Genomic DNA, 19,692 nt, shown 5'->3' on the forward strand with positions numbered 1-19,692 from the left:
AAAAGGCCACACTAGAAGTAGTGTAGCCCTATTTTCCACCGCTGATCAGAATGATCAATTACCTGAAAGATAACGCAATCGATAATTCTTTCAAAAATGTACCTCATAAATATCATGCTCCTGACATGTGATTTATCCCCATATTTTCTATTATTTTGAGTAGATGGCCGCCAGCAATAAAGCAATCAGCAAAATAATTCTAAGGGTCACACTAATATTCTTTAGTGTTGCCACTATCGCGTCTTCCTACTATTTCGTCTACATATATGGACCGGAACTCTCTGGCAGATTGGTTCGTGAACTGGTCAAAAGGCAGTCCGACCAGCAATATGAAGTGGACTTCCTGCTACTGGACATCTCTATTCTAAAGAAGAGACTTGAAATCACCGATCTCGATTTAACGCCAATTGAATCTGGAAATAGTAAAAGAACCTATCAACTCCATATTCCGAAAATTGAAATTTCCTTGAAATCGCTATGGGAAGTTTATTGGAATCGTACGCTTACATTCGAACAAATTGTCATCATAGACCCTCAGATCCTTATCACAAAAACAGAATTGGATCAAACACAAACGACTTTGTCTATAGAGTCTGGAGACCTTTATAAATTGATTGAAGAAAACTTGTACAAGCTAGAGATCGACAGTCTGGGCATAAAGAACGCCTCCCTGACTTACCAAACGCTTACTGACGAAGATTTTAAAATTCTTTTAAAAGAGCTTGATTTTGGTATCAGTAAATTCAGTCTGGATAGCACCACACAAACGGATAAGTTTCTCAACACGGACAATATTACCTTAAGGCTTACTAATCAGCACTTTTTACTCGAAGACAGTATACACCAGCTGGATATAGAGTCACTCGATATCTCCACCCAATCGCAAAATATTCTATTCAAAAATATAGAGTTGTCTCCTAGAGAAGGTGCAGCAGCAATCACATCGAGTAACAACTACCAATTGAGCATTCCAGGATTAAATTTTAGAGGGCTCAACTTCCAAAAAGCATACACGGAGAATCATCTGCAACTAGACTCGGTGCGAATGCTATCTCCAAAAATCCGACTCCTGCATCGTACCTCCACTCAACGAAAGGCAGATGTCGTGCCTTCTATTTTCAAACTGTTCAATATCATCGAAGTAGGAAAACTATTCATTGAGGATGGAACCATTGATTTTTCAGAATCTGCAGATGGCAGTGATTTTGTTTTTCAGTCTCAAGGAATCAATGTGGAAATACATGACTTCTTTGTAGACTCCAGTTACCTCCAAAACCCAACCCAACAGCTCTTCTTTCAAGACTTTCTGGTAAATGCGGAGGAAGTTGGTATAAGAAATCGCGATTCGAGCAAACACATAGCAGTACAGCAGATTTTGGCCTCTTCCATGGACTCATTGCTGGAGGTAAGCCAATTTAAATTTGTTGCATTAAATGAGACGCAAAGTCAAAGTACTATCAATGTGGATGTTCCCAAGTCACGTATTTTGGGTTTTGACTTTCGAAAAGCCTGGCTCGAGCACTCATTTTCTGGGCGAGTGGTATCATTAGATCAACCGGCTATAATCGGACAACTCGACCAACAAGTTGATAAAAATGGTATTTCTCTGCTCCGATCAATTTCCCTGGACCAAATCAGAATCAACGAAGGAAAATTTGATGTAAGCCGAAACGAAGAAAACATTAAAATCAATAGCCTTACTGCAGTAGTTAATAATATTTCAGCCGCTCTTGACTCTAACTCTGTTCTTCGGTTTAGAGATGATTGGAATAATGCGGATATTGAAATAAATGACTTGCAACTGAGCGGAGTAAATGGCGCCCTGGCGGTATCTTCCATCAATGTGACTCCTGATTTTGCTGAAACCAGGATTTATGACCTGGCTCAAATCAAGAATAATAACCGACCCATTGAAATTGATACGTTGATAATCAATGGACTTAAAAAAGACAGCCTCATACATACGGGGTTTATCATATTTGATTCACTTACCGCACATGGACCTCATTTCCTGATAGACCTGGATCAAGAATCAAGTATTTCCAAAGATCGGGTCAATGACATCATTCACAAGGTGTTCTTTCAAAAAGTACGGGTAGATCGTGGAAAAGTCAATGTTGTCAAAAACCAGCGTGTCATTTCTCATATGGACAGTATAAGCACTGTTTTAAGTAGCTTTCATTACGATACTATCATCAACGAATACTTCACGGGCATCGATTTTCATGCAGACACTATTCACATTTCATTTAATGATATACACCATGGACTATCGGGAAACAATATATCCATCTCACAACGAGATTCCACCCTCGACATCAATAACCTAGCCTTACTTCCTTACTCTCTTGATAGTAACTACAATCATTACAAAGTAATATCCAGCGAGCTCAAACTCCGTCAACTCAATTTTCATCGACTGATCAACGATCAAGAAATAGCATTTAGTAGTGGGTTTCTGAAGCATCCAAATGTGGAAATTACCATAGCAACTCCCAAAGACACCTCGTCAAGAAAGGAAGCCAAAGACCTGATCAGCTTTGAATCATTCAATATCGGCAGTGGTAACCTCAGTTTTTCCAATAACCTGACAGGGTTCACGCTTGAGTCGAGAGATTTTGACGTCTTGATCCATGATTTTGATATGCTGAATGATTCGAATCTGTTTTTCGCTAACAACTACTTATTTGATGCTAAGCAAACATCCATAGGCATTCGCAAGCTTGATGACAATATTCGCATAGGTCATTCACTGATAGACACCAAGACGGGCAATTTATCGCTGCAAAATCTCTCCTACAAGCATTCCAACATTCTAGACCTTAGCATTCCCAAAATGCAAATCAAAGGCTTGGTAACCAATCACTTACTAGACCATGGTCAGTTTACAATGGATTCGCTAGCGCTTGATCAGCCCTCTATCAAATTTGGAGTTAAAGCACAGCAGTCTAAAGCATCTAACCCTCCAAACATTGCGATCAAAAACTTTTCTTTGAAAGATGGTAAAATCAATTTGCATAAAGATGAATTGAACCATGGCGATTCATTAGAGTTTCACGGTCTGAATTTGACCATAAATGAATTCATCTACGATTCACTGATCCGTGTGGAGTTTTCTCATCATTTGTTTCAGAGTCTCGATCTAAGCGGGTCTAACCTCAGCTATACACTACCTGACAGTTTGTATCGCGTGAGACTTGGACACTACGCTTATGACCATACCGACAAACATGTGGAACTGAAAGACCTTCGTCTTATCCCGCTTTTCAATCGTGGGGAGTTTCAGACAAAAATAGATTTTCAGAAGGACTGGCTGGATGGATCAATAGCCAGTATCTACCTTCATGATTTTGATATCGATTCGATAATCAACAACCAGCTTTTGCTAATAAGTAAGGTTGAAATTGATCAGTTTAACTTGGATACGCATCGTGACAAGCGACTACCCCGACCTCCAAACCAGGAAAAACCCCTACCTGCATCCTTATTGCAAATGGCTCCTATTCGCCTCAAAGTGGATACACTGCTGGTGCGAAATGGCTTTGTCAATCACTCTGAGTACTCCGAAACAGGTGAGTTACCTGGAACGATCTATTTTCAGAAAATCGATGCAAGCCTTACAAACATTACTAACGATCCAAGTCAGCTGACGATTGATCCGAACATGGTGTTTAAAGCCACTGGGGTACTGATGGAAACAGGAGACTTCAATCTTACCTCTACATTTGATCTGACATCTACTGTAGATGCTTACTCACTATCTGGGCAGGTAGGAGATATGAACCTTACGGAGTTGAGTAAGTTCCTGGAAAACACTGCCTTCGTACAAGTCAGGAGCGGCACCTCACAGATGGTTGATTTCATGTTTGACGCCAATGATCAATATGCCCTGGGAGAGATGACATTCTACTATGACGATCTTAAAATAAATGTACTCAATCAAGAAAGCTATAATACCAAAGGTTTTGGTGCATCTCTAAAAACCTTTTTTGCTAATACGTTTGTCGTAAACACCAAAAACCCACACTTCATTTTTGTGAGAGATGGCAGTATCTTTCACGAAAGAGATCAATCAAAATCAATCTTTAATTATTGGGGCAAAGCACTGCTAAGTGGCGTGGTGAGCAGTATCGGCGCTAAAAACAATAAGAAAGAAATTAAACAACAAAACGAAGAAATACGCCAAAAATATGACGCACTCAAAAAAAATCGCTAGGACTTAATCAGAAAAGCCATTTCGCTTGTGTGTACCATCACAAAAGGGTTTGTTAGAAGAGCCTCCACACCTACACAAGGCCACTTGCTCTCTTACTTCCTCCTCACCGTCTACTTTGCAGACTACCACCTTACCTCTGATGATAAGTGGACCTGCAGGTGTCACCTCCACACGTTGGTACTCTTCACTGTCTCTTTCCGGTTGCTTGATACTCAATGCTCCAGAAGGACATCTCCCTACCTGATTGACTATATCCTCTACAGAGGCACCTTCCATATTGATCCACGGACGTTCCTTTGGATTAAAAACTCCGGGTAACCCTCGAAAACACTTTTCAGAATGAATACAAACATCAGGCTTCCAAACGACCGTCACTCCATCTTTTTCATACTCTTTTACACTCATCACAAAACGTCGTTAAATTCAGGGAATTTGTTGAAAACAGACTTTGCAAAAGGACACAGTGGGATAATCGAAATACCCTTAGCTCTGGCGAACTCCACGGCATTTTTAACCATCTCGAATCCGACACGCTTGCCACGGAATGCATCATTCACCTCTGTGTGGTCTATAATTATCCGGTCATTACCCGCCCAGGTGTAGGTCATTTCTCCGGCAATCTCATCACCTTCTTTGACAAAAAACCGACCTTTAGTTCCATTATCTTCCTGATCAACTTTCATAGGCATTATTTTTCCAGTATTTCCATTGCCACACCTTCTAGAGCCAGTCGCTCACTCAGCGCACGAAGTTTCATCTTGCGTGACTTCCTCACGTCTCTAATGTAAACCTTGCTAATACGATGTGGGTACTCAGCGACTACCGATTCATAGATTGCCGGATCCTTCTGGCCGCTATCTCCTATCAAGATAAATGAAGCGGATGGATATGTAGCAAGCAAGCGATCTATTTTTTTTCGCTTGTGCTGATGGCTACCTCCTCCACTATTCAATAGGTCTCGTAGCCCAGATTTGAGCTCCTGGAGTAGAAAAACACCGTTAGGAAATCCATTGTAGTTCACAAAATCCTTGAGAAAATCGTACAAATTCCACTCACTACTACTCACATAGAATATCTCACCCGTATTACCCATTAAGTCTTCATATAGACTCACAATTCCATCAAAAGCTCTTCTGCGTTGGTAGTTCTTCGTAAGCAGTAAATACATTTTTTTCAATAAACTAGTGGAATGAGAAACCAGCAGGGTATCATCGATATCGGTCACGATAATTTTGTCCGGATTTTTCGCTACATAGCTGACCTGTTGAGTTAAATCAAAATTGGGCAGTCTCACTTGAGCCTCGCATGAGAGTTCGGTGGTTTTGTATGCAAATTCAAAGTAACCATCACGCTCAGTGTAGGTCACCCTCGTTTTCCCACCTACTACTAATTCTACCTCTGTGTTTTTAATACCTTTCACCCGATACCTACGTACCATCTCCAGGGCGTTCTTAAACGGGTTTTTGGTAATGCGATCACGTTTCTTTGCTGGTGAACGTAACACATGCCCCATGATGTAGGTTACCTCATGGCTGGCATATGGTTTGTAGAGTTTTATGAATGGCCTGTTTTCTGACATACTTTCGTATATAAGATGAAAAAATACCTTTTTGTTATCAATCCTGTGTCTGGTGGAACTGACAAAGAGCAACTCATATCAGAATTAAAAAATACATTCTGCAATGACAAAATTGCTTTTATGTACACCACTGGTACTGACGACTCAGAGACACTCGATCAAGAAATCAAATCATTTCAGCCAGATGTGGTGGGAATAGCTGGTGGAGATGGCACCATCAATCAACTGGTTATTACAGTAGCTAAGAATGATAAAACGTTAGCCATCATACCCTCAGGGTCTGCCAATGGATTGGCCACAGATTTGGGTATTAATTTGGAGAATGTATCAGCCATCATGAAGGCAGACCATACCCTGATGATGGATATCATCTTGATCAACGATCTACCAATGATTCATATGGCTGACTTAGGGTTGAATGCTTCACTTATCAAAAGGTACGAACAAGAAGAACGACGTGGATTCCTTGGATATGCGGTAAGCGCAATTCAAGAATTACCAAACATTAACCAGCAGTTTGAGGTATCTATTGAGTCCGGAGATTATCAGGTGAAAACGCATACCAGCTTCCTCGTTATAGCAAACAGCAGAAGGTATGGTACAGGCTATTTGATCAATCCTAAAGGTCAAATCAATGACGGACTCTTCGAACTCTGCATGATGAAAGAGCTTTCGCCAGATTCTATTTTCAGCAGTTTGTTTAACGAAGAGTCCAATGATAACCAGAACTCAATATTTGAAGTGCAATCTGTCAGCTCGGCAACCATCAAACTAAAACAGGCAACGAACTTCCAGATCGATGGAGAGTACATGGGCACGGCCTCCACACTGCACATCAGGAGACATTTAACTCCTGTCAAGGTCTTAACTCCTCCTGAAGATTATTGAATGGATAGCACAAAACTCACATCAACATCCGTCTCACCATCTGAAGCCCCTGAAGTAGTCGATTTGATACCATCAGGCTGATGCTTCAACACTAGGCGAAACGATCCAAACCCGCTAGAGTTACCTACCACCCATGAAGTAATCAATCCCAAAGGCAATCCATTCGCATCCTCATCCAGGTAGTTAACCTGGCCATCGTCTTTTATCAAGTTTCCAGCTCCTGTAGGACTTTCAAAAATGCCTTCAGTAAATCCATAAAAAATCTGATGCTCATCACTCTCATCCTTAACCTCTTCGGTTATATCTTCTTCGTTGATGGTGTTTTCAAAGCTTACGAATAAGTCGTAACTCTCCCCACCCTGAAGCTCAATTTGGCCGGAAGGCTCGAGGTTATTGGGTCCAGCACCATCATTATCTACAGCGGTAACAACAATTGGAGCTCCGCCACTTTTCGGAGAAAATAATAACTCAACCTTGGTGATCATTTCTGGAGCGTCTTCTGCCTCTGGCACATCCTCGTCGCAGGATACCAATATCAATCCAGATAGCAAGAGAAGTGATAATAGTGTCTTTTTCATAGTTTTTTATTCAATGCTTAATTTATATAATGCAATAATATTACACTAATGTCTTATTTGCAACTTTATTGCATTTATTGAAATTGGAATTTGACGCTCACCTTGAAATTACGACCTATTTGATCCGAAAAATACCTTAAACGGTCTGTATTCATGCGATAACTCGTATTCAATACATTGTTGGCACGAAACAGCACCTGTACCTTTCGAAAGGAGCTTTGAACTCCAATATCTACCAAAAAATATCCTGGAGGAGCATCCATTAAGTCAAAATTACCTTCATTGGCTACCTCATCTGTAGATCCCAAACGAAATGCATCTGGAGCGATGGTTCGTGGTTGCTGCCAATACTGACACCTGTAAGTTCCTTTGGCAAAGAACTCAGGAAACCCTATTGCTTTCCAATTGGATTGATAACTCCACTTTGTGCTCATCATCAATGGAGGAATCTCCACAAAGTTGTCACTATTCAGCACGTCTTTAGCAAAAACATAGCTAATCTGATGTTCTCCTTCTACATTCTCATGAATACTATGGCGATATGTCATATCCGCCCCAGCTATAACAGCGTTGGTTTGGTCATAGATGAAGTATGGATAGACGCCGTTCACAGTAGAGGTAACTCCGGCCGGCTTTGCATACAGGTAATTGAAGATATAATTAGCATAGCCTGTGAGCTCCCATGACGTATTTGCTTTGTCTGAAGACAAAGTATGTATCCATTTCAAGCCTGTTTCTGGATTCACTCGCTTCTCAGACTGATTCAGCACATTGGCTGACTCTATACCTTCGTCTGTTTGACGATATCTCCAGAGACCATATTCAATATTCACTCCATGTTTGCCAAAACTGTAGAGTTCCCAAATATTAGGGATTCTCCATCCCATACCCAGGTTGGAATTATAGGTCATGGTACGATTGATCGGAAACATAAACCCGAACGAACCTGTCAACTGAGAAAACTGGAGTTGATCAGCATAGTTATTTTCATATTGATCAATGCCCCTGATATGCTGATATTCAAAGTTGTACCGCAAGCCCAACTCCAGTATACTCTTGTCAATTTCCAGAGACTGTATCGAGAACAACCCAAGACTCACTCCGTTATAATTTGGCAAAAACGGTGTAGTTCGTGTACCTGGCAGGACGTTATTGTCCCTGTAAGTGGTTTGAAGGCCATAAGAACTCTCTACCGCCGAACCTTCCCGATTCCAGACCAAATCCAGGCTGTGTGTACCAAGGCCAAGATTAATGATCGGGAAAGAGGCCAACGAAGATCTACGTACATCAAATTCCTGCCTGTTATTCTTCTGATAAGCGTATTGGATTTCCAAATCCTGATGATCAAACACCCAGGAGGCTTTAAGTTTCAGTAGGTCATGAGTCACCACCTGCTTTGGGTTGTCTATTTGATAAGAGAATGGCTGAGTGTTAGCTGGTATGGTCCGATCCAAAGCCTGCTTAAAATCATCCAAATTGCCACTTACTGAACCTCTCAGAATGCCCAAATCCTGAGAAAAATGACTGTAGTAACCTTCCAAATCAAAATTACGAAAATGATACTTACCGAGAATAGAAAAACTATACTCTTCCTTCCCTGTATTGGTCAATTGATACTGTGGTGCGTGCAAATCACCCTGGCGTTGGTAAGAGCCATTCACCCCAATCGCCAGTTGATCCCAACCTTTCTGCAAAAGCAACTGCCCTCCATAAGCCCTACCGTTAGTCGCAGTATTGGTTTTTAATTCACCATGCAGATGTGAGGAAAGCTCTGGCTTTTGAGGGTCAATCAAGAGCACTCCTCCTAAAGCATCGGGACCATAGCGCACAGTGGCAGCACCCTTCACTACCTTGATAGAATTGGCGGAAGAGGGATCAATCTCTGGAGCATGCTCCACTCCCCAGTTCTGAAATTCGTGACGAACACCGTTGTTAATTATCAATACTCTATTGCTGTGCAACCCATGAATGATTGGCTTCACAATATTCTGTCCCGTAGAGATGGTAGACACCCCCGAGATAGTCCCAACCAATTCCCCAAAATTCGTTGACTGTTGGCTGGAAATGTGGGCCTGATCTATTTGATCTACTGTTATGGTTTTAATGGCGGAGGGATAGTACTCACCTTCTACAACCACACTTTCTAATAGCTGATCATCAGCAGCGAGATATATTACTGGCTCATCATGATAAGCATCATGGTGATGGGTCGTTTTTTTATATCCTAAATGACTGATGATGAGCTCTACTTCACTATCACATAGGTGCTCAATCGTGAATTGACCATGCAGATCAGTAACTGCCCCCTTACCCTTCTCTGAAGACAATACCGTGACAAACGGAATAGGCTCTTTTGTTTCAAAATCCAGCACCACCCCTGAGACCTTTACCTCACAGTCTTGTGCGATCAGCTGTAGTGTCGTCCAGAAGAATAACAATAGCAATATGATTCTCATCGATTATTTGGATTGCATTTTTGGCATAATCCAGATAAGATCAGATTGGCCTCATGTACCTGATAACCAGGAATGCTGAAATGAGGAATGTGCTCATCCACACATTCGATCACACCACACTGGGTACACTTAAAATGCATGTGATTGTGATGGTGTTCGTTATGATCGCAAGTTTGATAGCAAACACCATATGTGGCAAAGCCACTGTCGTCTGGAATTTTATGCAAAACTCCATTGTCAGTGAATGAATTTAAGGTGCGATAAAGAGTCACCCGATCATAATCCTTGAACTTAACCTCCAGATCTTTGAACGAAAGGGCCTTCTCCTCCTTCACAAAATACTCCAACACGTCCATGCGCGTATCAGTAACACGCAACTTATGGTTTTTTAGTACTTGCTTTAAATCGCTGTATTTCATATCTGCTACAAATATAATAATTGCAACAGACTTGCATCTTAGTAATGTTTAATTTATTGGATCATCAAGTAACTGCTCCCATGAGCCCTCAGTAGTCGTATCTCTTTGCGTACGGTTTTTGCACCTTTTTGAGTTTCTTGCCTTTCTTTTTATCTAGTTCTCTGGAATGCTTCAAGTCTGTCCAGGAATAATTCTTGGTGTTAGAAGCAGCGCATGAACTGAACAAGGTCAGTATACTCAATAATAGGATGACTGCCAACAACTTGACTCGTGCTGGTCTTAAATGATATGAATACATAATATAGCTGGTTGTTAAAATGTAAATATATCAATATTTTTTTACACTTTTTTAATAGTCCAGCGAAATAAAAAGTAACCCCCACAAGCATGAAAAAAGAAGTTTTGATTTTTTTTCATCATCTCTTTTTCTGCTTTAAAAAAGTTCTATATTTGCATCCTGATTTGAGGCAGAGGGGTAGAAAGAAGCGGTCAAATCAGCAAATTTTTAAAAGTTCGGGGTGTAGCACAGTCCGGTTAGTGTACCTGGTTTGGGACCAGGGGGTCGCAGGTTCGAATCCTGCCACCCCGACTCATTAGCTTCGAAAGAAGCCTAAAGCCTCTAAATCTTATGATTTAGGGGCTTTTTTGTTTTTATCCTACCAATTAATATCAATCAATTTCAACGAAAATGTGCCCTATTCGGTGCCCCATTTTAAATCTTATATTTGGGGTACAATATGTTTTTAATTATCTGCTTATCAGTTAATTAAGTCATATTCTTTGGTTTCAAATATTACCGTTTGAAGACTGAAAACGAGTTGGGGCACAGCCCGGGTCATCAGATGGACACAAACCAAAAGTTGAAATATGATGGACACCAGTACAAACACTTTCGGAGTAATCTTCTATTTAAGGAAGTACAAAGCCAAAAATGGCAAAGCACCAATCTACGCACGCATTACAGTAGATGGCAGACGTGTTGATCTTTCGATCAAACGTTCTATTGAAGAATCCAGTTGGAACAGCAGCCGAGGCATGGCCAAAGGCAGCCGAGAAGAAATCAGAAGCCTGAATCGATACTTAGAGCAAGTACGAGCCAAGCTGGTAGAGCATTACCAAAGCATGGTACTACAAGGCAAGCTGGCTACAGCTGATGCAATCAAGAACCAGTTTCTGGGCATAGACAAACGAGAACACACATTGTGTAAACTTGTGGAATACCACAATACAAAGATGAAAGATACACTTGCCTGGGGTACGATGAAAAACTACTTCACCACACAGAAATACCTCGAACGCTTCCTTAAAATGAAATGCGGTACCACAGACGTTTTTTTGACTCAGATCAACTACAAGTTCATTACTGACTTTGAATTCTTCTTGAGGGAGTGGAAACCAGTCGACCATCATAAACCATTGGGTAATAATGGTATAATGAAACACATGGAGCGTTTCAGGAAAATGATAAACCTGGCCATTCGTATGGAGTGGATGAACAATGATCCATTTGCCAAGTATCAGCCTAAATTTGATAAAGTAGAAAGAGGCTACCTGAGTGATGAACAATTACAGACAATTGAACAAAAAGAGTTTAACATTACAAGACTACAGCAGGTAAAGGACCTTTTTGTATTTAGCTGCTATACAGGCCTGTCTTATATTGATGTAGTAAATCTTACACCCGATAATATCACTAAGGGAATTGATGGAGGTTTATGGATCTCTACTAGTAGGCAGAAAACCAGCAATGCAGTTCGTGTACCACTTCTTCAGCAAGCATTAGATATTATATATAAATATCAGGATCATCCCAAAGTATTAAATGAAGGCACCTTGCTTCCAAGCATGTCCAACCAAAAACTAAACTCTTATTTGAAAGAAGTAGCAGACTTGTGCGGTATTGAAAAGAACCTAACGTTCCATTTGGCCAGACATACATTTGCTACTACAGTTACATTAAGTAATGGCGTGCCTATAGAATCAGTAAGCAAAATGCTAGGGCACTCCCGAATATCAACTACTCAGATATATGCCAAAGTGGTAGAGACCAAATTAAGCCATGATATGAATATATTAAAAGAAAAGCTTTCAAAAAACATCACCTACTCTAACCAAATGAAAGCAAAGTAAATGCTTATAAACTTTGCAATACCATTGCATTATCTAAATCACTATATTTGTAATCAATGAAAATCACGTGCTACATATTGAGTTTTTACTTTATGTCCCTGGCTGGGCTAGCATGTGCTGACACTTTACCTTTAGACAATACAAAGGATAATGTTTCAGTTATTAGCAGCACTGATGGGAATCATAACCACGAGCACCAAAGCGATTGGGACGGATGCTCCCCGTTATGCGTTTGCCATTGCTGTCATGTACACTTCGTTTCAGCAGCCGGAGTTGATTTCACACACCTCGTGAAATTACCAGCGGTTTACACTTCTTATTTTCAGGATTTCAGCAACGCTGATATCTCTGGTTTTCTTAAACCTCCAATGTCATAATTTCCTGCGTTTAGAAGGATCAGTATGTCTGACCGATAAAGTCTTTTATCAAGATGCAAGGTCTTTAATCATCCTGATAGCTCGCTAAACATCCCTTCATATGCCTTTTTTCAAAGGCATTCCTTTATTCATGTTCAATTCTATTTGTACAGCTTGAAAAAACTGAATAAACACAAAAAGAAAAAAAGGAAAAGGAGAAGGAAGAAAATCACACTGAAACTGGTGCTGAAGTGGCTTTTCATTGCGCTTATTAGTGCAATTCTATTGGTAGCCATCATTCTAAGGTTTCTTCACTTCTTCTCTGTCCATGTGAAATAATTTAATAAATGGTATGATCAATAAAATAATTTCTTTTTCAATAAAGAATAAATTCATTGTGGGCTTGCTTACGCTGGCCCTCATCGGAGTAGGTATCTACTCCATGTACACGGTCAATTTGGGTTCAGTACCTGATATCACCAACAATCAGGTGCAGGTAATGACTGTATCTCAAAACCTGGCCACAGAAGATATAGAACAATTCGTCACTTACCCTGTGGAATTAGCCATGGGAAATCTGCCGGGCGTTACAGAAATCCGTTCAGTATCCCGTTTCGGTCTTTCCGTGGTTACTATCGTATTTGAAGACGATATGGGGATATACAAACCCCGGCAACTGGTGCAGGAAAAGCTTAATGAGGTAAGGGATAAAATCCCTGAGAAATTTGGCAGCCCGTCTATGGGGCCTATAACCACGGGACTCGGTGAAATCTACCAATATACCATCAAGCCTAAGCCAGGATATGATACAGTCTATACCCCTACAGAGTTGCGAACCATTCAAGACTGGATAGTAAAACGGCAAATGACATTAGTAGATGGTGTGGTGGATGTCAATGCCTTTGGTGGAAAGATCAAGCAATATGAAATCGCTATCAATCCAGAAAAACTTAATGCTCTTAATGTATCCATCTCAGAAGTTTTTGAAGCCCTTCAGCGTAATAATGTAAATACTGGAGGGGCTTATATAGAGAAAAACAACATGGCCAACTTCATTCGTGGAGAAGGTCTTGTGCGTTCGCTTGACGACATTCGGGATATTCTGGTACGGAATGAAAACAACATTCCTATCACTATTGGCGATGTAGCTGAAAAGGTGCATTTTGGAAATCAGGTTCGCTATGGAGCATTCACCCAGGATGGCCAAGAAGCTGTAGGTGGAATGGTGTTAATGTTGAAAGGGTCAAACCCTAACTCGGTGATCCAGAATGTGCAGGAGCGCATGGAAAAAGTGCAGAAGTCTTTGCCTGAAGGCTTGGAAATAAAACCATTTCTTGATCGTAGTTCCCTGATTGAAAGAACTACCAGCACAGTAAAAACAAATCTTTTGGAAGGAGCACTCATTGTGATATTCGCCCTTGTAATATTACTGGGGAGTGTTCGTGGGGGTATAATCACTGCTACCACCATTCCTCTTTCCCTGCTATTTGCCTTTATTCTGATGAAGCAATTTAATGTATGGGCCAATCTGATGAGCCTGGGGGCTATTGACTTTGGGATTATCATTGATGGGGCAGTGATCATTATTGAAGGTACGGTATACGAGATACAGAAGCGGATCCGCTCGGGTAAAATCAAATTCAATCAGGGCGTAATGGATGAAGTGGCTTATGATGCCGGAAGTACCATGATGGGATCAGCATTTTTTGGACAGATAATCATTCTGATTGTTTTCGCTCCTATCCTTTTCCTCACCGGGGTTGAGGGTAAAATGTTCCAGCCTATGGCCTATACCTTCGGTTTTGCCATGATAGGTGCCATTATCCTTTGCCTCACTTACGTTCCTATGATGTCAGCTTTATTTATGAAGCCCATCCAGAACAAAAAGAACTGGTTTGGGAAGTTTGAACGCTGGCTGGAAAAAGTCAGTGATAAAATTATTGGGGGAATCCAATGGGCTTATTTGCCATTGCTTAAAGGTGCTTTAAGGTTCAAGACCATTGTCATCATTGTGGCTATTGTGTTACTAGGGCTTTCAGGATTCATTTTTTCACGTATGGGCGGAGAATTTGTACCCCAGCTGGATGAAGGGGATATCGCCATGCAGGCTTTGATACGTCCTGGAAGCGGATTGAGTGAAGCCATTGATGTTTCTACTAAAATTGAAACGCTTCTTCTGGACAACTTTCCTGAAATAAAAACTGCTGTAGCCAGAATCGGTGTAGCCGATATTCCTACCGACCCCATGCCGATGGACATAGCCGATATGTTTATCATCCTGGAAAAGGATATGGACAAATGGACAACAGTAGAAACAAAAGAAGAACTCATTTCAGAGATAAAGGAAATGCTGGATGAAAAACTGACGGGTGTCAACCTTGTTTTCAGCCAGCCTGTAGAGCTTCGTTTTAATGAGTTGTTGACTGGCGTGCGTGAAGATGTAGCTGTCAAACTCTATGGTGAAGATTTAGATGTACTTGCCCAAAAAGCTGAGCAAATGGCGGAAATAATCCAGACTATTCCAGGTGTGGGTGATGTAAATCCGGAACGAACTTCTGGTTTACCTCAAATGACCGTTCGTTACAACCGTAAAAAGATTGCCCAATATGGACTGGACATTCAAAAGCTGAACGAATACGTGAGTGCCGCCTTTGCCGGAGGAGTAGCCGGGGTGATTTTTGAAGGAGAAAAGCGATTTGATATGGTCATCCGCTTTGATGAAAAACACCGAAGGAGCATTGATGACTTACGTACCTTATATATTGACCTGCCCGATGGTACACAAGTACCTATTAAAGAAGTAGCTGACATTAATTATGTGCCAGGCCCCATGCAGATTTCCCGTGATAATACTTTCCGCAGGACCTATGTGGGTGTCAATACCAGAGGGCGTGATGTAGAGTCGGTAGTAACGGATATACAAGAAAAATTAGATGCAGAGCTTGATCTCGCACCCGGTTACTATATCACTTATGGAGGTGAATTTGAAAATCTTCAACGGGCCAAAAGCAGGCTGCAGATCGTTGTGCCTATCGCACTCTTCCTAATCTTTGTGCTGCTATATTTTGCCTTACAGTCATTTTCACAATCTATTATGATTTATATGGCCATTCCCCTGGCTGCCATTGGAGGTGTTTTTGCGCTATGGTTGCGCGGGATGCCATTTAGTATTTCGGCAGGTGTAGGCTTTATCGTTTTATTTGGGGTAGCAGTGTTAAATGGGCTGGTACTGATCAACCGATTCAATTCCCTAAAGGAAGAAGGGGTCACCAGCATCAGAGACCGCATTCTTACCGGTACCAAAGAAAGGATCAGGCCGATCATGCTTACGGCTACTACAGATATATTCGGCTTCTTGCCGATGGCATTTTCAGGTTCTGCCGGAGCTGAGGTACAAAGGCCGTTAGCCACAGTGGTAATTGGTGGAATGCTTACAGCTACACTGCTTACATTGGTGGTGCTTCCGGTACTTTACACTTTTGTGGAAAGCAGAAGTGACAAAAGAAAAAGCCTGAAAGGGCCAAATGCCAACGTGATTATTGTACTGCTGGTTTGTGGAGGTCTATTGGGGCTGCCTGCCTTGGCCAATGCCCAAAACCAACAACAACCACAAGACAGTTTGCCAACGATCACGCTGGAGCAGGCCAGAAAACGTGCGGTAGAAAGCTATCCGAAAATCCAATCGGCAAGACTAGAGATAGAAAACCAGGAAGTGCTTAAGAAAACAGCCTGGGACTTTGGTAATACGCAGGTATTTACCGGAAAGGAAGAAGTGGGCAATGGTTCTGATGGAATCTATACTCAGTTCGGCATCCAGCAACAACAAATTGATGTTTTCGGTATTGCTCCTAAACTTAAGTTGCAAAAAGAACGGATAGCACTTGCTGAGAAGGCACTTGATCTATCAGTTATTGAACTGGAGCGGGAAGTAAGCCAGGCTTGGGCCATGGTATTTGCTACCAAAAACAATTACCAGGTTTATGAACACTTGGATTCGGTATTTGCAGATATTGAAAGAGCGGCCAGGATTCGCTTGGAAACGGAAGCCACATCTAAACTGGAATACCTGGCTACTTCCAACCAGGCCAATCAGGTACAGATACAAAAAGAGCAGGCATATCGGGATTATCTGAGTGCTTTACAGCGCCTGAACCTTTGGTTTGCCAATGACACGCTGTATACCGTACCGGATGTCCCAACCAGTCAATTGGACGAACCGCTCAATTATGTAGCTGATTCATTGATGAACCATCCTTTGCTGAATGTATCAAAGCAACAGGTAGATGTAGCGGATGCCACCATAAAAGAGAGGCGTTCGCAGTTCTTGCCTCAATTACAGGGGCAGTATGGGCGACAGCAGATTGCCGGGCAATCTGGATTTTATCAGTACCAGGTAGGTGTCAGAATCCCTTTGTTTTTCGGACCTGAGCTGGGCAGGACACAGTCGGCCAAAATCCAACGGGATATTGCGGGTCAAAACCTGCGCCAAAACCAGTTGGAACTGAATGCCGCCTATCAGGACATGAGAGAACAATACCTGAAGTGGCTCAATTCATGGAACTACTACCGGGATGAGGCACTTCCGCTGGCCCAGGAGCAACGGGACGGAGCTATTTTGGCTTACCGGGAAGGGGCTATAGATTATGTCACCTTCCTGCAAAATATCCGGGATGCCATTCGCATAGAAGTTGATTCCTGGAATGCCTTTGGTAATTACCTGAATAGCCGCTACCAACTGGAATACTACTTAAGAACATCAAACTAAAAGTAAACTGATCATCAGATATAAAAATAGAAGCACAATGAAAAAGCAAATCATATATATAGTGGCACTGGTACTTATGGTATCGGTATTTACGGGCTGCGGCAGCAAGTCGGCTGAGAACTCCGGTGAAGCATCTCACGAAGAACACAATGAGGGCGAGGCTGGACACGCAGGTGAAGAAGGCGGACATGAAGGCGAAGAAGGAGAACATAGTGAAGAAGGAATGGCCGAGCTTCACCTTTCTGATATGAAATTTGAAAGTTTGGGTATTAAGGTAGATACCCTGCCAACCCGGGCTCTCTCGGGCGTGGTGGAAGCCAACGGCCAGTTGGAGGTACCACCACAGCATGAAGCAACTGTTACGGCCATATTGGGCGCTAATGTTACCTCCATCAAGGTGATTGAGGGCGATCAAGTAAACAAAGGTAAGGTGTTGGCGTATCTCTCACACCCAAACCTAAGCAAACTTCAGACAGATTATGTGCGGGCATACAGTCAACTACAGTTTCTGGAGAAGGAAAACCAACGGCAGAAAAGGTTGTACGAAGAGGAAGTGGGTTCCGGAAAAACCTATCAGCAAATTCAGGCGGACTATCAGGCCATGAAAGGAGAAGTGAAGGGCTACGAAGCACAGTTAAGGCAGCTTAGCCTCAACGTGGAGAAAGTCCAAAGTGGTGATATTTATCAGTATGTGCCTGTAGTAAGCCCTATTGATGGTTACATTGAAAAAGTGGAAGTCCAACTTGGGCAATATGTAGACCCGCAAACCGAGATGTTTATGATTGTCAATACTGACCACATCCATGCTGACCTGATGGTGTTTGAAAAGGATGTCCACAAAGTGAAAAAAGGACAAAAAGTATCCTTTACTGTGGAGTCAGTTCCAGGAAATACCCTAACTGCCAAAATTTATTCTGTCGGGAAGCAGTTTGAGCAAAACCCTAAAGCAGTCCATGTGCATGCGGAAATAGATCAAAAAGAGGATTTTCTTATTCCCGGCATGTACATCAATGGGAAAATTCGCACCGGAAATAACCCTGTAAAGGCTTTACCTGAAAGCGCGCTTATAGAGGAAGAAGGAAAGCCGTACATTTTCATGGCAGAAGCGCATGAAGAAGACGGAAAGACCGAATGGGCGTTTAAAGCCATAGAAGTGCGCACAGGTATCACCGAAGATGGTTGGGTAGAGATCAAATTATTGGAGCCACTTCCTGACGGTGCTCAGGTGGCATGGAATAACGCCTACTATCTGATCTCTGAAATGAAGAAAAGCCAGACTTCTCATAGTCATTGATTTAGTTGATTAGGCAAGGGCAGTTGGTAAATGTCATTTGCTAACTGCCAACTCTCAAATATTAAATTATAAAAAACAAACACATGAAATGAGCATAAACTTAGAGTCCTTAACATACCAACCAAGTATGAATAAGTTTATCGCGAATTCCATGTGACCGTTGGAATTAAACACATACACATGAAAGAAATAAAAGCATTTATAAAACCTAAAAAAGTACAGATAGTAGTTAAATCGCTGCGAGATGCAGGATTTGAAAGTGTAACCCTATCCAAAGGAGAAGGTACCGGAGCTCATAAAGATTCTGGTGCATCTCCATCATTGGATTTTCATTTTACCGATAGCCCGATTGTTAAGCTGGAACTGGTCTGCCAAAATGAGGAAACGGATAAAGCCATTCAACTGATCTGTGGCAAGGCTCAAACACCTGAACCGGGCGATGGCATTATTTACGTTTCAGAAATAGATGATGCTTATCGGATCAAGACTGGAAAATCTTTAAAACAATAAAGACAGGATTATGATCAAACAGCTTGAAAAAAATCTGAAATCTCATAATATCAAACCCACGGCAATGCGGTTGTTGGTATTGGAACTCCTTCTGGACAGGGAGGCTGCGGTCGGTCTTACCGAACTATATAGAGCTTTTGAAAAGTCTGATAGAACTACACTTTATAGAACATTAAAAGTTTTTGAAGAAAGCGGCATGGTACATAGTATTGATGATGGTACCGGTGTACCCAAGTATGCACTTTGCTCAGATGCCTGTGACCCGGGGCACCATGACGATGCCCACATTCACTTTCATTGTGATCTATGTGGAAAGACCTACTGTCTGCCCAAGTGTAGGATACCGCGCTTTGAACTACCTGAAAAATTCAGTAAAAGCGAAGTAAATCTCGTAGTAAAAGGTAAATGTGCGGATTGTGAAGAGTGAACAATGCAATTCCTATGCACTGTTTATTTGCATATCTTCATGAGAGAATCATAAAAAAACATTGAAAGAGACCT

The 19,692-nt window shown here is 41.7% G+C and carries 15 protein-coding genes and 1 tRNA gene; 9 read left to right on the plus strand and 7 right to left on the minus strand.

Annotation, left to right across the window (positions count from 1 at the left end; genetic code table 11):
• The first annotated feature begins 163 nt into the window (after positions 1 to 163).
• A complete protein-coding gene (locus ACO067_RS02090) occupies positions 164 to 4,216 on the plus strand; it encodes a hypothetical protein (protein WP_421870080.1) in 4,053 nt (1,350 codons plus the stop codon).
• Between the two features lie 3 nt (positions 4,217 to 4,219).
• Here the strand turns inward: ACO067_RS02090 and ACO067_RS02095 are convergent, their stop codons facing one another.
• The 3 genes from ACO067_RS02095 to ACO067_RS02105 are packed head-to-tail and all read right to left on the minus strand — an operon-like array spanning position 4,220 to position 5,795.
• Complete coding sequence (locus ACO067_RS02095) at positions 4,220 to 4,621, minus strand: (4Fe-4S)-binding protein (protein ID WP_421870083.1); 402 nt, start codon at positions 4,619 to 4,621, stop codon at positions 4,220 to 4,222.
• Positions 4,621 to 4,899 (minus strand): GNAT family N-acetyltransferase, encoded by a 279-nt coding sequence (locus ACO067_RS02100; RefSeq protein ID WP_421870086.1) that lies wholly within the window; start codon positions 4,897 to 4,899, stop codon positions 4,621 to 4,623. The genes ACO067_RS02095 and ACO067_RS02100 overlap by 1 nt, the downstream gene beginning before the upstream one ends.
• 5 nt (positions 4,900 to 4,904) lie before the next feature.
• Positions 4,905 to 5,795 (minus strand): phosphatase domain-containing protein, encoded by an 891-nt coding sequence (locus ACO067_RS02105; RefSeq protein ID WP_421870089.1) that lies wholly within the window; start codon positions 5,793 to 5,795, stop codon positions 4,905 to 4,907.
• A gap of 15 nt (positions 5,796 to 5,810) precedes the next feature.
• On the opposite strand from ACO067_RS02105, the gene ACO067_RS02110 reads away from it, so the two are divergent.
• Positions 5,811 to 6,683, plus strand: coding sequence for a diacylglycerol/lipid kinase family protein (locus ACO067_RS02110; RefSeq protein ID WP_421870092.1), 873 nt, complete (start codon positions 5,811 to 5,813; stop codon positions 6,681 to 6,683).
• On the opposite strand, the gene ACO067_RS02115 is transcribed toward ACO067_RS02110, so the two are convergent.
• The 4 genes from ACO067_RS02115 to ACO067_RS02130 all read right to left on the minus strand — a co-directional run bounded on the left by ACO067_RS02115 (position 6,677) and on the right by ACO067_RS02130 (position 10,434).
• On the minus strand, positions 6,677 to 7,261 hold the full coding sequence (locus ACO067_RS02115) for a hypothetical protein (protein ID WP_421870095.1): 585 nt from the start codon (positions 7,259 to 7,261) through the stop codon (positions 6,677 to 6,679). The genes ACO067_RS02110 and ACO067_RS02115 overlap by 7 nt on opposite strands.
• Before the next feature lie 74 nt (positions 7,262 to 7,335).
• Positions 7,336 to 9,717, minus strand: a complete 2,382-nt coding sequence (locus ACO067_RS02120; RefSeq protein WP_421870098.1) for a TonB-dependent receptor — start codon at positions 9,715 to 9,717, stop codon at positions 7,336 to 7,338.
• Positions 9,714 to 10,136 carry a Fur family transcriptional regulator gene (locus ACO067_RS02125; protein ID WP_421870101.1) on the minus strand — a complete coding sequence of 141 codons (423 nt, stop codon included), beginning with the start codon at positions 10,134 to 10,136 and terminating at the stop codon, positions 9,714 to 9,716. The genes ACO067_RS02120 and ACO067_RS02125 overlap by 4 nt, the downstream gene beginning before the upstream one ends.
• An 88-nt stretch (positions 10,137 to 10,224) precedes the next feature.
• Positions 10,225 to 10,434: a hypothetical protein gene (locus ACO067_RS02130; protein ID WP_421870104.1), complete on the minus strand. Its 210-nt coding sequence runs from the start codon at positions 10,432 to 10,434 to the stop codon at positions 10,225 to 10,227.
• A 216-nt stretch (positions 10,435 to 10,650) separates the two neighbouring features.
• On the opposite strand from ACO067_RS02130, the gene ACO067_RS02135 reads away from it, so the two are divergent.
• The 7 genes from ACO067_RS02135 (at position 10,651) to ACO067_RS02165 (ending at position 19,618) form a co-directional block, all read left to right on the plus strand.
• Positions 10,651 to 10,725, plus strand: a tRNA-Pro gene (locus ACO067_RS02135).
• Positions 10,726 to 11,003: 278 nt separating this feature from the next.
• Positions 11,004 to 12,266, plus strand: coding sequence for a site-specific integrase (locus ACO067_RS02140; RefSeq protein WP_421870106.1), 1,263 nt, complete (start codon positions 11,004 to 11,006; stop codon positions 12,264 to 12,266).
• 56 nt (positions 12,267 to 12,322) lie between these two features.
• Positions 12,323 to 12,643 (plus strand): DUF6660 family protein, encoded by a 321-nt coding sequence (locus tag ACO067_RS02145; protein ID WP_349676595.1) that lies wholly within the window; start codon positions 12,323 to 12,325, stop codon positions 12,641 to 12,643.
• A 331-nt stretch (positions 12,644 to 12,974) separates the two neighbouring features.
• Positions 12,975 to 17,387, plus strand: coding sequence for a CusA/CzcA family heavy metal efflux RND transporter (locus tag ACO067_RS02150; protein WP_421870109.1), 4,413 nt, complete (start codon positions 12,975 to 12,977; stop codon positions 17,385 to 17,387).
• Positions 17,388 to 17,424: 37 nt separating this feature from the next.
• Positions 17,425 to 18,681 carry an efflux RND transporter periplasmic adaptor subunit gene (locus ACO067_RS02155; RefSeq protein WP_155171104.1) on the plus strand — a complete coding sequence of 419 codons (1,257 nt, stop codon included), beginning with the start codon at positions 17,425 to 17,427 and terminating at the stop codon, positions 18,679 to 18,681.
• A gap of 180 nt (positions 18,682 to 18,861) precedes the next feature.
• Positions 18,862 to 19,191: a P-II family nitrogen regulator gene (locus ACO067_RS02160; RefSeq protein WP_421870112.1), complete on the plus strand. Its 330-nt coding sequence runs from the start codon at positions 18,862 to 18,864 to the stop codon at positions 19,189 to 19,191.
• A 10-nt stretch (positions 19,192 to 19,201) separates the two neighbouring features.
• Positions 19,202 to 19,618, plus strand: coding sequence for a Fur family transcriptional regulator (locus ACO067_RS02165; protein WP_421870115.1), 417 nt, complete (start codon positions 19,202 to 19,204; stop codon positions 19,616 to 19,618).
• Positions 19,619 to 19,692: the final 74 nt, after the last annotated feature.

It is taken from the genome of Marinoscillum sp. (assembly GCF_965229915.1).
In the GTDB taxonomy this organism is placed as follows: domain Bacteria; phylum Bacteroidota; class Bacteroidia; order Cytophagales; family Cyclobacteriaceae; genus Marinoscillum.